The sequence below is a fragment of the Clostridium sp. JS66 genome (assembly GCF_033561535.1).
Lineage (GTDB): Bacteria > Bacillota > Clostridia > Clostridiales > Clostridiaceae > Clostridium_AM > Clostridium_AM carboxidivorans.
In genome coordinates, this window is the sequence record NZ_CP131467.1 from 5,494,773 (window position 1) to 5,509,630 (window position 14,858).

General features: G+C 30.0%; 18 protein-coding genes. 3 read left to right on the forward strand and 15 right to left on the reverse strand.

Annotated features, from left to right (window positions below; genetic code table 11):
* Positions 1–98: 98 nt before the first annotated feature.
* Both Q6H37_RS25500 and Q6H37_RS25505 read right to left on the reverse strand, forming a co-directional pair.
* Complete coding sequence (locus Q6H37_RS25500; RefSeq protein WP_318737608.1) at positions 99–836, reverse strand: hypothetical protein; 738 nt, start codon at positions 834–836, stop codon at positions 99–101.
* 169 nt (positions 837–1,005) lie between these two features.
* Positions 1,006–1,476: a putative ABC transporter permease gene (locus tag Q6H37_RS25505; RefSeq protein ID WP_318737609.1), complete on the reverse strand. Its 471-nt coding sequence runs from the start codon at positions 1,474–1,476 to the stop codon at positions 1,006–1,008.
* Positions 1,477–1,889: 413 nt separating this feature from the next.
* Between Q6H37_RS25505 and Q6H37_RS25510 the strand changes: the two genes are divergently transcribed.
* A complete protein-coding gene (locus Q6H37_RS25510; RefSeq protein ID WP_318733743.1) occupies positions 1,890–3,185 on the forward strand; it encodes an IS110 family transposase in 1,296 nt (431 codons plus the stop codon).
* A 108-nt stretch (positions 3,186–3,293) separates the two neighbouring features.
* Here Q6H37_RS25510 and Q6H37_RS25515 read toward each other — a convergent pair whose 3' ends face one another.
* The 5 genes from Q6H37_RS25515 to Q6H37_RS25535 all read right to left on the reverse strand — a co-directional run bounded on the left by Q6H37_RS25515 (position 3,294) and on the right by Q6H37_RS25535 (position 6,216).
* Positions 3,294–4,382, reverse strand: coding sequence for a phage tail protein I (locus Q6H37_RS25515; RefSeq protein WP_318737611.1), 1,089 nt, complete (start codon positions 4,380–4,382; stop codon positions 3,294–3,296).
* Complete coding sequence (locus tag Q6H37_RS25520) at positions 4,375–4,779, reverse strand: baseplate J/gp47 family protein (protein ID WP_318743161.1); 405 nt, start codon at positions 4,777–4,779, stop codon at positions 4,375–4,377. Before Q6H37_RS25520 ends, Q6H37_RS25515 begins: the two co-directional genes overlap by 8 nt.
* On the reverse strand, positions 4,776–5,318 hold the full coding sequence (locus Q6H37_RS25525) for a baseplate J/gp47 family protein (RefSeq protein ID WP_318743163.1): 543 nt from the start codon (positions 5,316–5,318) through the stop codon (positions 4,776–4,778). The genes Q6H37_RS25520 and Q6H37_RS25525 overlap by 4 nt, the downstream gene beginning before the upstream one ends.
* Before the next feature lie 12 nt (positions 5,319–5,330).
* Complete coding sequence (locus tag Q6H37_RS25530; RefSeq protein WP_318737613.1) at positions 5,331–5,510, reverse strand: hypothetical protein; 180 nt, start codon at positions 5,508–5,510, stop codon at positions 5,331–5,333.
* A 445-nt stretch (positions 5,511–5,955) separates the two neighbouring features.
* On the reverse strand, positions 5,956–6,216 hold the full coding sequence (locus tag Q6H37_RS25535; protein ID WP_318737615.1) for an SdpI family protein: 261 nt from the start codon (positions 6,214–6,216) through the stop codon (positions 5,956–5,958).
* 206 nt (positions 6,217–6,422) lie between these two features.
* Here Q6H37_RS25535 and Q6H37_RS25540 point away from each other — a divergent pair, with 206 nt between their 5' ends.
* Both Q6H37_RS25540 and Q6H37_RS25545 read left to right on the forward strand, forming a co-directional pair.
* Positions 6,423–6,851 (forward strand): hypothetical protein, encoded by a 429-nt coding sequence (locus Q6H37_RS25540; protein WP_318737617.1) that lies wholly within the window; start codon positions 6,423–6,425, stop codon positions 6,849–6,851.
* 285 nt (positions 6,852–7,136) lie between these two features.
* Positions 7,137–8,207, forward strand: coding sequence for a M20 family metallopeptidase (locus Q6H37_RS25545; protein ID WP_318737619.1), 1,071 nt, complete (start codon positions 7,137–7,139; stop codon positions 8,205–8,207).
* Positions 8,208–8,363: 156 nt separating this feature from the next.
* On the opposite strand, the gene Q6H37_RS25550 is transcribed toward Q6H37_RS25545, so the two are convergent.
* The 8 genes from Q6H37_RS25550 to citX form a co-directional block, all read right to left on the reverse strand.
* Complete coding sequence (locus tag Q6H37_RS25550) at positions 8,364–9,935, reverse strand: Ig-like domain-containing protein (protein WP_318737620.1); 1,572 nt, start codon at positions 9,933–9,935, stop codon at positions 8,364–8,366.
* 234 nt (positions 9,936–10,169) lie between these two features.
* The gene (locus Q6H37_RS25555) at positions 10,170–10,382 is read right to left on the reverse strand and encodes a zinc ribbon domain-containing protein (RefSeq protein WP_318737622.1); all 213 of its coding nucleotides are present in this window, start codon (positions 10,380–10,382) and stop codon (positions 10,170–10,172) included.
* Positions 10,383–10,527: 145 nt separating this feature from the next.
* The gene (locus Q6H37_RS25560; RefSeq protein ID WP_007060781.1) at positions 10,528–10,662 is read right to left on the reverse strand and encodes an OadG-related small transporter subunit; all 135 of its coding nucleotides are present in this window, start codon (positions 10,660–10,662) and stop codon (positions 10,528–10,530) included.
* A gap of 19 nt (positions 10,663–10,681) precedes the next feature.
* Positions 10,682–11,803 carry a sodium ion-translocating decarboxylase subunit beta gene (locus tag Q6H37_RS25565; protein ID WP_318737625.1) on the reverse strand — a complete coding sequence of 374 codons (1,122 nt, stop codon included), beginning with the start codon at positions 11,801–11,803 and terminating at the stop codon, positions 10,682–10,684.
* Between the two features lie 25 nt (positions 11,804–11,828).
* The gene (locus Q6H37_RS25570) at positions 11,829–12,218 is read right to left on the reverse strand and encodes a biotin/lipoyl-containing protein (protein WP_318737627.1); all 390 of its coding nucleotides are present in this window, start codon (positions 12,216–12,218) and stop codon (positions 11,829–11,831) included.
* Between the two features lie 25 nt (positions 12,219–12,243).
* Positions 12,244–12,576: a hypothetical protein gene (locus tag Q6H37_RS25575; protein ID WP_318737629.1), complete on the reverse strand. Its 333-nt coding sequence runs from the start codon at positions 12,574–12,576 to the stop codon at positions 12,244–12,246.
* A gap of 66 nt (positions 12,577–12,642) precedes the next feature.
* Positions 12,643–14,070: an oxaloacetate decarboxylase subunit alpha gene (locus Q6H37_RS25580; protein ID WP_318737633.1), complete on the reverse strand. Its 1,428-nt coding sequence runs from the start codon at positions 14,068–14,070 to the stop codon at positions 12,643–12,645.
* A gap of 241 nt (positions 14,071–14,311) precedes the next feature.
* Positions 14,312–14,854, reverse strand: a complete 543-nt coding sequence (gene citX, locus Q6H37_RS25585) for a citrate lyase holo-[acyl-carrier protein] synthase (RefSeq protein WP_318737635.1) — start codon at positions 14,852–14,854, stop codon at positions 14,312–14,314.
* Between the last annotated feature and the right edge of the window lie 4 nt (positions 14,855–14,858).

The window sequence follows — 14,858 nt, forward strand, 5'->3', positions numbered from 1 at the left end:
CCATTCCAATTTGTTCTTTCATCTGCTGTTATATGCGACATATTATGTTTCTATTATGAAACAAAAGCACACCTTAAATTAGATGTGCTTTTGTATATTTATTGTAATCTTGTATAAGTATTTCCATCATAATAAAATTGTAATGTTTGTGATTGCAATATACTAAAGTTATGATCACACGCATCTATAGTAACGTAATACTTTCCTGGTTTCATTTTTTCACCATTTAAATCTTTAACATCAAATTGTGTGTTCCAAGGTGCATTATTGCAAATTGATATACGATCAGAAAACTTATTTCCAGTGTGTAAATAACATTCATAACTATCTGCATTATTAACTCGATTCCAACTAACAATTCCAGAAGAATCAAATGTAAGATTCATTCCTATAGTACTGTAAGTATTCCCATCATATACAAATCTTATATATTGTATTCCTACAACATTATTATTTGAATCTAGTCCATGGACAACAAATTTGTATGTTCCCGGTTTAATATTTGAAATATTTACACTATTTGTTCTACCATATGTTGTTCCACTTTGTAGTATAGCAACACCACTACTTGTATCTTCTGGCAATACATAATAATTATTGTAAGCAACTTCTTTATAAAATCTTTCCCATGTAAATATTCCACTTGAAGTCATCTGTAGATTGAAACCTCTTACTTTTAAATCATAACCATTTGATTGCTGTAATTTTTTTTCACTTAAAACAGCATTGCTTGTACCATTTACACCTGCAGCTTTAGCTGTTCCTCCAAGTACTACACTACTTGATCCAATAATTGATAATGCCATTAAACTAGCTATTATTTTTTTTGATTTCATAATGTTTATCCCCCTTCATGTTATGTAAAATATTGATATTTAATACAATTAAATGATAATACTTTTTTACTTGTTTGTCAAATTATACTATTTATAGGACTATAAGTAATTAATTTGATATTATATATTCATTTTACAGAATAATTTTATAAATTTTGTATGTTTGTATTTAATTTCCTGTAAATAAGTCTCTATAATTTTTTAACAATCCTTCTGGTTTCTTTTCTCCGAATAATTTATATCTTAAATAATCATCTACATAAACACATAATGGTACTAGTAAAAACCACAATATGGCATATGGTAAACATATCTGCCCAAGTAAATTGAAAGGCTCATTTGAATAATCCCATATACCTAAACTTAGCCAAACATTAAGTATCATACCACTTGTAAATTCTAAAATAAGAATTATTACAGTGCCTATTACACACTCTTGCCACATCTTCTTATCGTAAAATTTCGGATGCTCATTCAACCTCCCTATAAAAAATGCAGCTAGTCCACCTACAAATAGCATACTTATATGTGTCCATCCACGCCATATGCCTTCTAGCACCATATACAAAGCACCCATAATAAATATTAAAAGTAAGTCCTTTTTTAAGTAGTAGTTGTTGTTGAAATAACTGTATCCCATGTTACTTTATTTACCTCCTTGTATAATGTAGCCATAACATTCAATAGAAAACTATCTATACCATTTGTGAATATTACAACTTAGTTTTTTCTTATTATTCGTAATTCTTTTACCCGACAGGGTGTATGTTTCTACTCTAACTTAGTTTTCTATTTTCCCTTAAGGGGAAACCAAATTAGTAAATATTGATGTATAATATCTCCTGAATAGAAGATAGATGGACACCTCCTGGGAAATGACTCTATCGAGTCATTATTACCCGTGACTGAGCATGTCATTCCATCAGTGAGAATTCTGTGTTTAGCTGGTTAGGTTTCCCTTTGGGAATTACCTGTGTCACAAACAAGGTTACAAAATTACTGATAGAAATGGAATATCTATTCTATCTCTTACAAACAAAGGAGATAATGTATATGAGTAAATTTTTTTATAGACCAACAGTTGGAATTGATGTATCCGCAGATTTTTCAGTAGCTGCTATACTAGCACCTAACGGTGAAATTTATAGAAAACCTTTTAAGATTATGCATAATAGAAATGGTTTTGATTACCTAGTAGATCAAATAAAAAAAGTGGAAGAAGAGTTTAGCATGAAAACAGCCATTTTCATGGAATCTACTGGTGTATACCATCTTACTCTTTTCCACTTTCTTAAAGATACATTTGAAGTATGTATCCTTAATCCACTCATTACTAATTGTAACAAAAATGTGGATATAAGAAAAGTAAAAAATGATAAAAAAGATGCATTAACCATTGCTAATATAGGTAAATTTCAAGATGTCAAATATTCTTCTAGTTTTGATATTGAAATCTACACTTTAAAATCTCTTTGTAGAGATTACTATAAATTTACTGATAGTAAATCTACATTTACAAAAAAACTTTCTACGGATTTAAGAGTCATTTTTCCTGGTTACAGGTCTGTTTTTTCAAATATTACAGGAAAAACATCAATAGCCATTTTAAAAAAGTATTCTAGTGCTGAAGCAGTTTTAAATGCTGATAGAGATGAAGTTATTAATCTCATTTCAAGCAATTCTAGAAAAGGGTTAGTACATAGTGAAAAGATATATAAAAAGTTATATGCTGCTGCTGAGGAAGCTGTTTACATTGGTCTTAAATCACCAAGTCTATTTGTAAAAGTAATTAATACTATTGCAATAATAGAATCATTGGAAATCCAAATTGGAAACCTATTAACTGAAATTCATATATTAATGTGTAGCAATAGAATTTCTGATGAATTTAAGAAAAATGTACAATTACTTTACTCAATACCTGGTGTTGGAGATTTTACATCCATTGCAATAATGAGCGAAATTGGTAATATTAAAGGTTTTGTTAAACCTAAGCATTTAGTTGCATATTTTGGCTTAGATCCTTCAGTTAAACAATCTGGTAAGTTTAATAGTAACAAAAATGTTATGTCTAAACGAGGTACCCGAATAGGACGAAGAGCCTTATATGTTGTCGCGTTATCATCCGTACGTAAAAGTAGAAACGGTGAACCAATAAATAAAGTTTTACTTAATTTTTATACTGAAAATATGAAAGGTAAAAGTAAAAAAGTAGGCTTAGTGGCAATAATGCATAAGCTAATTAACTACATATTCTCTGTTCTTAAAAATCAAAAAGAGTATGAATTACGTGACCCTAAAATACATACAAAAATGTATCTTAATAAGCTATCTAAACCAGCAGCCTAACGGCTAAAATAATTAGGAAGTAATTTCCATTATTCGTGTTTTTTAATGGATTTTTTGTGATACCTATTTTTATTAATAAAATTTTTTATAAAAACTTATTGACTTTTACTAGCTGGTCTCAATTGCTTTTCCATTAAGTAACCAGCTGCCATCTAAAAGATGTTCTCCATTTAAATAAGAGTTACCAGTTGCTCTTACTACAAATTGTTTCACTGGTTTATCTATGAAAAATTTTAATTTGTTATCAAGTTTTTGAGTACTCTTTAAGACACTTTCTGTCTTGTTTATCACAGTAGGATTTGAAGTAATTTGAAAATTTTTAGCATCATCTTTTAAATAAGATAAAATACTTGGAGTAAATATCTCAGTCTTATCTATAAAAAACTTGTTTATATTTTTTATAGATATAAGATCACCAATATACTTCTTATATCCATCTAGTAAATATTCTCCATCTAAAAACCAGGTACCATCTAAAAGAAGATATCTGGTTTTATAAAACTCTATAAAAGTTCTACAAGTAAAAACTAAATTTGTGAAAATTTCATTTTCTCTAAAACTTCCAGTTAAATAGTAAAGTATTTCATCAAGCCATGATCTTTTATTTTTAACTAAATTTAACCCATCCATCAGGTTATTTTGCTCCAGTGGATTACTCTTATTTGACTCAGGTTGTATTACTTCATAAATTTCCCCACCATCAAGCATATGAGAACCATCAAGAGTCCAAGAACCATCTAAATAACGGTTGTTTTGACTCCATTTCTTTTGTATATTATTAGTCTTTATTTCATCATCAAGAGAATAATTTAAAACTATTCTAAAATAATATGGATCTCCTCCATATTCAAACCATTCTTCAATCTTACTATTTTTAAAGAATGTTGAAACTAATTCTTCTACTACAGAAGAAGTACCTTTTCTTCTATGCCATGGAATTGATTTCTTTACTAATTCTCTTCTTATGGCTAAATCAAAAGATGTATTATAAAAATCAACATGCTGCCGCCATGCTAGTAAGTCAACAACATCACTTTCTAAGTTGTCAATGTTAGGTAATAATATGCACTTTTTAGACTCTTCTACTACTTCTAAAAAACTTTTATCTATGGATTTGCTTGCTGCTATCATGTCAGGATCTTGCTGTAAATTAGGAGGTAATAAATCTAGCAATTTTGCATTATATATATCAACCATATATAGTACCTCCATAATTTATAGTTGTGGTATTTAAAGATGCAACCTGATTATCTGCTAAAGATGTAAAAATTGGACTAATTACATCTGCCCTGGAAGCCCCTGCAGAAACAATATTAGAAATTAAAATAGAAGGGTTTATATCCCTTCCTATCTTACTTTTCTGCCATAAAATAAAATCTTGTATGGCTGTATTTACTTCATTTTGTATTCTTTCAATCATACCTAAATTATCATTTGATATATAATAAGTTAAATTTATTGAATAGCTAACAGTTAAAGGAGCTTTTACTTCAACCTTATCTGTTAACGGCCTTATAGTTTTATCATTTAAAAATATATTAAGACCATCAAGAAAAGTTTGAGAAGGTATTTCTCCATTTTGTAAAAGTACTATATATTAACAACGCCAGCGCTTGGTGAAGAACCTGCAATATCTTTAATTAATGAACTATATTTCTTTGCAAAAAATTTATATGCACCTTCAGGTCCTGCTGTACTAAATCCTTCTGGAGCTTCATGAATTCTGTTTCTATAACTTTCTTCATCCTCAATATCAGAACCACCTTCACTTTTATCTATGTTAGCAACACTTGCTATCCATGACAATGGATCAACTAACATATTTATTTGCCCCGGCGTAAAGTTATTCCCTATACTTCCCTCAACAGTACATTCAAATACACCATCTACATATTCAGCACCAGGTTGAACGTAAATATCATTTAAAGTTTCAAAAAATACATTACTATTTGAACTTACTCTAGTTCCTATCTTTATCACTTGATTTTCTTTCTGAGGTTCACTTAAATTAAATCTCATAGTTACTGTAGCTTTTGTCGGTGTTAATTTTTCTAAATCATAAAAAGAGCTCAAATCAATAAGATTATCTCCTCTAGAGTATTTAAGTAAATTTTGTTTTGCTGTATAATCTATAAGTTGCCTAAGTTATAATTCCTTAATAGCCTGACCATATAAAAATATTCTTATTTTATCTCCATGATAAAGAGTTATTTGTTGTCCTGTCTGAGCATAATAAGCTTTTTCATATTCACTTATATTATCGTTTAATATTGTTTCAACATCCTTATTAGCAAATGATATGTCTGGAAGGTTTTTTAAATCCATTATTCCACCCTCCTTAGTTTGTAAAATAATCATGAATAGTGATTATATAGCAAGGTTATAGGAAATTTTTTTGACAAGCTAGCTTATTATAACCTTATATTACATTTTGTGTAAATTAAGTGTTTAATAGGTTAGTTTATTATTTTAAAAAGAGACTTTCAAGGCTAGAAATTCTAAGAATTTTAATAAACTTAAATAAGCACCAGTGCTCTTCACTAGTGCTTATTTAAAACAAAATATATATATATAATAAGGGGGACTTATTATATTCTTTTAGTTCTTCCTCTAAGGTCTATCTCCTTAGGACACTTATTATTATATACAGTAATTGTTACGATTTTGTGTTATATTTGTTACTTGTTAGTGTATATTTTTAAAACATTTTATGAATAAAACATCTGACACTTAATCAGATGTTTTACTGTTGCCATTTTTTCATATTATATTAAAACTTTCTTTTTCCATTGCTATCAAATATTTTTCTCAAATGAATTTCTGTATATAAAACAAGGCTTAAAGTAATTATTGTTGAACACATTGAGGATATTGAAGCAGCTGCAGCCATACTATTCTTATATAAAAATGTAATTATTATTGAAATAAATATTGATAAAATACCTCCAGCTATCATCATAGTAGCCGAAAACCTATTTGCTTCTTTCCACGTCTCTTTATTCTTTTTAGAAAAAGGTGTTCTGGAGGCCATAATTTAAATATGACTCCAACGACAGTTAAAATAACACCAACTAAACAATTAATAAGTAATATCATTTATCTTACCTCTCTATATAACAATTTAATGTATCCTTATATTACATGTATTTGTATTATATCACACAAATAAGTATTACGAATATATTGCATATATATGTCATATTTATTAATATAAATTCTTCAGGGAGGTACATATATTTGGAAAACTTAAATTTGAGCTATACTATGCAAAAGAAAACAAAAAAGCTTTTAAAACTAAAAAATGAATTGGATAATAAAAAGGGTAAACTTATACTTTCATCTGGCTTTACAGGAATGCTTATAGTCTATGTTGGCTTATCTAATGATAGATATTTTGATTATGCTGCAGCAGCGTTTAGCACTCTTATTCCGCAAATATACGGATTGGAATTTTTTGATTTAGTAATATTGGTTTTGACATTCATTAGCGGCTTTATTCTATACAGTGAATTAAACAAATTGAATAAACTTAAATGCTCATATGAGTCTCTAAAGCAAAATATTAAAGAATCCATTAATAGTGATTTTTGTAATTGCTCTACTACTTGTAATTGTAAAGATGACTATATTATATTCATGGAAGGTAAAGGAATAGATTTGATATGAATATATATTGAAAGATTTTACAAAGGAAATGAAATCAAGATGTATAAGCTAAACCTCATTTCTATTGGTTAAATAGGTTATTAATTTATCTCATTTCCATCCAATTTATAAATAAATCAATCATATGTAATTCACTAAAAAGTTTTGATATTATACTAATCCTTGATTTAACAAGGTTTTTGAATACATTTTTTAAAGCCTCCTTTTTAAAAGTTTATTATAATAGAATTGGTACATTTATTGCTTTATTACATTTAAGTAAAATATAACTAGGGGGTCTTATAAATGGATTGTGTAGAAATTACAAAAGAACTTATTAAGATTGATAGTTCAAATTTAAAAGGAGCAAATAAAGCTATAGCTTTTTGTAAAGATATATTGATATCTAATGGACTAAAACCTGAAATAATAGAAAATAACGGATTTAAAACTTTAATATGCAATATTGGCTCTGGAAATAAAAAGGTTATACTAAATGGTCATTTAGATGTTATTTCTGGAACTCCTGATCAATTTATACCTTATATTGAAGATGGAAAACTCTATGGCAGAGGTAGTGCTGATATGAAATCTGGAGCTGCTGGTATGCTTACCACAATTTTGAATCTTAAGGATAAAAATTTACCTTGTAAAGTTGAGCTCCAATTAGTTACAGATGAAGAAACTGGCGGCTTCAACTGCTCAGAATATTTAACCAATAACGGTTTTACAGCAGATTTTGTAATATGCGGTGAACCTACTCAACTAGGTATCGGCATACAATCTAAAGGTATATTACAATTTTATTTAGAATTCACAGGAAAATCCGCCCATGGAAGCAGGCCATGGCTTGGTGATAACGCTATCATAAAAGCTTATGAGTCCTTTAAATTAATTGAAAATCTACCTTTTTCTAAAGAAAAGTCAGAACTTTATAGCCATCCTTCCATTAACTTATCAAAAATTGAAGGTGGAGATGTTTATAATAAAGTACCTGATTATTGTAAAATGTATCTTGATATAAGATTTCTTCCAGAACAAAATCCTCAAGAAATAATAAGACAAATTGAAGAAATTACTGGAACCCACGTAAACATCCATTCGATAGGAGATGCTGTAAAAACCAAAGTTGACGATATATATGTAAAGAAACTAGAAGAATCAATTTCCAAAATATCTAATGGCAAAACTGAAGTATTTGGACAACATGGTTCTGCCGATACTAAATTTTATTCTAAACGTAACATACCTGCTGTAGAATTTGGCCCTACAGGACAAAATTGGCACGGCAAAGATGAATTCCTAATAATAGATTCTCTCTATACATATGAGAAAATGCTTATGGACTTTATATTGAATTTAGACTATAATTCATAATCTATACAAAATTATATAGTAAAAATATGTCTATCTCATATTTAGCTAAACTAAAATTATAAATAGTAGATAAGTCTAATACTAATTTGGGCATATTAAAAATTCAGTTATGCTATCAGCATAGCTGAATTTTTATTTATTTTATTAACTTTAACATTATTCAGCAATATTGAAATGCAATTTGTATGAATTTCTTAATGCTACACCTGTTTTAGAATGTGCTTTAGTTCCAATATTCAATATATACCTTTCTCCTGGAATATAACCTCCTTCTGGAGCTGTTACTATAACTGTTTTGTTATCTTTTAATTGAATAGCTACATTTGCTAACTTCCCTTGACTATCTGTAACAGTTATACCTTGTTTAGTTTCATCATCAAATCCAACATCACTAGTAAATACAAGTGTCCATATTTTACCTTTGTCTACTGTTTGGTAGTCAGTAAATTTTCCTTTATTTATAGAATTATCAGCTGTTACCGAAACATGACAAGAAGCAGCTTTGTTTCCATCTTCTGATGTAACTGTGATATCAGCTTCTCCAGGCCATATAGCAGTAATATTTCCATAGTCATCCACTTTAACAATTGAAGCATTACTAGATTTCCATGTAACTTTTTTATTGGACGCATTACTTGGAGCTACAGCTGCTGTTAAGGTGTCTGTTCCTCCCACTATTAAAGCATCTGACATTTTGCTTATTGCAACTGATGTTGGATGAACTACTGTATTATCTGTAGGTGTATATACTTTATCACAAGCTGGATAATCTGACTCAATCCATTCATGATTTTCAGCTTTCATCTGCTCATCATCTAAATTAAAATACGTGTCAGTTACTCTTCCAACTCTATCTGGTATTGGATCATTCCAAGTAACATCCAAATGATACCAATTTCCGTCTATTTTGACTAGATTCCAAGCATGGGGTTGTCCATCGCCTTCACCTGTTATAATTCTAGCTTGCAGTCCAGCTTCAGTTAACATCCTATATGCTAATAACGCATATCCAGAACATACTGTTTTTCCATTTCCAAACAATGCAGAATAAGCTGAATGAATTGTCAAAGTAGTATCGTAAGCTACATTTTTACAAATGTAATCATTTATTGCTCTTTCTTTTTGAACATCTGTCATGTCAGGGGTTATTATTTGGGACAAAATTTCATCTACTTTTGACTTTACCTGTGAAGACTGCTCACTTGTCTCTATGTAACCTAAAGTATATGATGCCGTAAATTGATTTGATCCTTCATAGTATGATAGGTCACAGGAAAACCTATTTAATAGTTGCTTTTCATAATCATTTCCTTCAGTACTTTGTATCTCTGTTATAATATCTGCTAATATATCAGGATAGCCTGGCAGTTTATCATCTCCATCATATGATATTTTTATAGATGTATCTCCATTAATTATTGCATTTGTAAGTACATTCCGAATGTCATTTATATCATATACATTCACTACATCTTCAGAAGATTCCTGTATACTGCTATTATAGGATTTCTCTATTACAGTTTTAGTGACAACCTTACCTGAAGATATTGTTTCAGATAAATACTTCTTTGTCGATGCAGCTGTTATACTAGCCGCTGTATTTGTAAAAGTTTTAGCTTGTACTTTTGTATTAATTCCTAATACTCCATAAGAAATTAACATTGATAATACAATTAATGAAGCTATTTTTGTCTTTGAATTTTTTAATAAAGATTTTTTAATATTCAATTATACATCCCCCTCATATTCATTTCATACCATAATTATAACTGCTTACTTCAAGCAAATCCACATATATTCCAAAACAATCTACATGATCATTATATATAATAATAAAACAAGATTTATAAATAAAATGTAAAGAACAAAGTTCAAACATAGAATTTTGTTCTTTACATTTAATAATTACTCTATTTTTAGCTAATAAATAAAAAAAACCTACCTATTATATATACTAATAAATTAGTTGCCTATAAGAAAATCTAAAACATTCCATCCAGCTGAAGATTGTGCTTTATATAATTCCGTATATCCACACTTTGTACAACTAATAGTGATAAACTTTTTATTCTGTATATCAAATATTTTTGAGAAATTTCCACCTGTTGCCTGAAATTGATCTGATTCATATTCTCTATTGCCACATTTAGGACAAATATATTGTTTCTTTTCCATCTTAATCCTCCTCTTCTAATTTATTATAATCATAAATTAATTATATCATGTAACAATCTTAATGATAAATATATTTCTAAAAACAAAAAGCTGTAGATGAAGTCTATACATAACCTCACCTACAACTTGTATATTAGATTGCTTATTATTTTTCTGGAAAAACCTTTATTAAAGTTTTTATTAAAAGAAATATTATTAACATTACTACAAATATTCCGCACATTCCTGAAACTGTTACTTGTAATGCTTGTTCGAAATTCATTAGAGCAGTACCGCCCATTTATAACACCTTCCTTATCTTATCTAATTAAGTTCATTATTAGTCCGCCGGCTATAACTGAAGCTATTTGTCCTGCAACGTTAGCTCCTACTGCATGCATCAATATAAAGTTCTGGCTGTCTTCCTTAGTTGCCATCTTCTGTATTACTCTAGATGACATTGGAAATGCAGATATACCTGCTGCACCAACCATTGGATTTATCTTTTTCTTTAAGAAAAGATTTAGGATCTTGGCAAATATTACTCCACCGATTGTATCAAATATAAATGCTACTAGTCCAAGTGCTATTACAACTGCAGTTTTCATTGTTACAAATTGATCTGCTTTCATGGATGCAGCTATAGTAATTCCTAGTAACAAAGTTATGATATTTACAAGTTCATTTTGTGCTGTTACTGACAATCTCTCTAATACACCACATTCTCTAATAAGATTTCCGAACATTAAGAATCCTACTAGGGATACAGAAGTTGGTGCTATTAATCCAGCAATTACAGTAACTATTATAGGAAACAATATTCTTGTCTTCTTAGATATTGATTCTGGTTTATAAGGCATTTTTATTGATCTTTCCTTTTTAGTAGTTACTAATTTTATTGCAAAAGGTTGAATTACTGGTACAAGTGACATATATGAGTATGCAGCAACTGTAATTGGTGCTATAAGATTACTGTGAAAATAGTTAGCTACAAATATTGAAGTAGGACCATCGGCTGCTCCTATGATACCTATTGAAGCTGCATCTTTTAATTCGAAACCTAAAAGTGTTGCTGCGCACATAGTAAAGAAAATACCAAACTGAGCTGCTGCTCCGAATAAAAGCATAAAAGGATTTGATAAAAGTGGTCCGAAGTCAATCATGGCTCCTATACCGATAAATAAAAGTAAAGGAAATGCTTCTGTTGAAATTCCACTATTGAATAAGAAGTCCAGTATACCCTCAACTGGAGTTCCATTTAACGTCTGTGTTATTGCTCCAGACATAGGTATATTAGCAAGTATTGCTCCAAAACCCATTGGTAATAGTAATGCTGGTTCAAAGTCTTTAGCAATAGCTAAATATATAAGCACTCCTCCGATAACCCACATTACAAGCTGTTTTATTGTAATGGCCGCAATACCTTGAATTAAAAATTCCATTATTTTTATCCTCCTCGTTTTCTTCCTAAGCTATTTGAACTAAAGCATCTCCTGGATTTACCATATCACCTTTTGCTACATTTACTGAAACGATTTTCGCATCTCTTGCAGCAACTATTTCATTTTCCATTTTCATTGCTTCTAATACAAGTAAAACTTGTCCTTTTTTAACTTGATCTCCAACTTTTACAGCTACGCTTATTATGTTTCCTGGCATTGGAGCTTCTACAGTTTCTGCTCCTGCAACTGGTGCAGAAGGTGCTGCAGCTGGTGCTTCTTGTTCTATTGTTGTAGCAGCAGTTTCTTTAGTAGCTGAAGCTTGTTTTTCTAACAATGAAGCAGAATTTTCTGCAGTTACTTCTTCCATTTCCACTTCATAAACTTTACCATTTAACTTTATCATGTATTTTTTCATATTAATTAAACACCTTCCTAATCAATTATTTTATCCTAGTTAATTTTGATATATGAAAATAAGAATCTGGGTTTTCTTTAGAAGCCATAATTGATGCAGCTAATGCCACTACCAATCTATCTTCCTCATCATTATCATCATTGAACGTCTGCACAGGGTTTTGAGATGTAACATTATTACTATTAGTAAAGTTTTGCACAGTATTTTGTGCTGCACTATTTCCTGATTTAAACTCTATTATTGCTTGAGATAGCTTAGAAACCATTGATATTGCATATAATACTAATACAGCAAAAACTACTGCTAAAGCTCCAAATGCAATAATAACTGTTTCTGAAAAATTTACGCTATTTCCCATTATATTTCACCTCCTTGATACTCTTCATAACTCTATCAAATATTGTCATCATATCTTCTCAAGTTGTTACATAGTAACTGTAATGTACTGTACTTTTTCACTATTGTCTTTTACTTCATTACTGTTCTTTGATTCTTTAACATCTTCTGTTTTAGGATTCAACCTATTTTCAAAGAATTTTTTAGCAACTTGAGGGAATAGAGCATAAGAAAGTACATCCTCTAAGGAGTTAGCTAAATCTCCAACTTCTTTCTTATAGTTTTCTAATTCTGGTTGTAATAAATCTGCTGGTCTTACAGTTATAACTTCTTCATCCCCAATAATCTTTTTCTTAATTTCATCACTAATTGGTGCTGGAGAAGTTCCATAAAGACCTCTAACATATTCCTTAATTTCCTTTGGAACCATTTTATATCTTTCACCTGCTAGTATATTAAATACTGCTTGAGTTCCTACCATTTGACTTAATGGAGTAACTAGAGGTGGAAATCCTAAGTCTTCCCTTACTCTAGGTATTTCTTTAAGTACATCTTCATATTTATCTTCTGCACGCTGTGCTTTTAACTGGGATAACAGGTTGGAAAGCATTCCTCCTGGTACCTGGTACTTTATAGTCTTTGGCTCAACATCCATTACTTTTGGATTCAATATTCCTGATTCTCTGTATTTTTCTTTTATAGGTTTAAAATAATCAGCAATTTCTCCTAATAAATCAGTATTAAGCTCAGGTCCACGGTTACCTTCTTTAAGTGTCAATGCCATTGATTCTGTTGAAGGTTGCGATGTTCCTTCTCCAAATGGTGAAATTGCAGTGTCAATTATATCTATTCCTGCATCTACAGATTTTAGATATGTCATTGAAGCAATACCACTTGTGCTGTGAGTGTGAAGCTCTAAAGGAATATCTACTGCTTCTTTCAATCTCTTTACAAGTTCATAAGCTGAAAAAGGAGTTAGTATACCTGCCATATCCTTTATACAAATTGAATCTGCTCCAGCACTTTCCATCTTCTTTGAAAGCTCTACAAAATAGTCTATAGTATGAATTTTACTTGTTGTATAGCTTATTGCACATTGGCAGTGAGCACCTGCTTTTTTTATTGCTTTAATTGAAGTTTCAAGGTTTCTTACATCATTTAAAGCATCGAAAACTCTGATTATATCTATTCCATTTTCAACAGATTTCTTAATGAATGCTTCAACAACATCATCAGGGTAATGTTTATAGCCTAAAAGGTTTTGACCTCTTAAAAGCATTTGTAACTTAGTATTTTTAACAATCTTACGTATCTTCCTCAATCTTTCCCATGGATCTTCATTTAAAAAACGAAGACATGCATCAAAGGTTGCTCCTCCCCAAACTTCCAATGAATAATATCCAACCTTGTCCATTTTTTCTAGGATAGGTAGTATCTCTTCAGTTGTAAGCCTGGTAGCAATTAAAGATTGATGTCCATCTCTTAGTGATGTTTCTGTAATTTTTACTGGATTCACTACTATATTCCTCCTTTTAGTCGGAAGCACTGGGTAATTTAATCCGTTCGCTCCAGCTCACAAATTACCCGTTAAAGTCCATTTAGGACTTTAACCTCCCTTAAATATTTTAATACTTGCATGTTCTTTTAATATTATCTTCTCTATTCTATAAAGAATGCAGAAAGTTTTTTACATTTTTCTGTCGCATTTCTCAGTTTCGGGAGATGTGACAGCAGAATGTAAAAGTTTTGCTAAAACATTATATACTTCCTCGATTAAAATAAGTTAAAGCAATTTTTTCAATATGATCTAGCAATTCATCAACGCTATGTTTCCTTGATCTACCACATTCAAAAGCGTTTTTTCCACATAACAAGCATTTCCTAGGTTCTCTTCCAATTTCCTGCCTACTTAACTGATTTCCCTCTAAGTCCAGAACGTCAAAATCAAACAATCTGCCTAAAGGATGTGTTTCTTCAATTACAGTGGTTATTTCTTTAATTAAAGATGTTGTATCCTTAAAGGATGCAAAATATTCTGGTCCACTATTTTTATAAAGCAATTTTTCATCAATAATTTCAATAGAAGCTTTCGCCAACTCATTTCTAACAGCTAACAACCCATCGTCAAATATTTTTTTAATAAAAGAATTATATTTAACAGGTCCAGGAATATTAAGCTTATAAGAAATAAGTGGGCTCTTATACTTTTTTAAGAAATACTGTTGAATTTGTACTCTTTCATCTCTTGAACTCAATATATCTTGAATACTTTGTTCTTCACCTTTGAAGGATACACCCATCTGA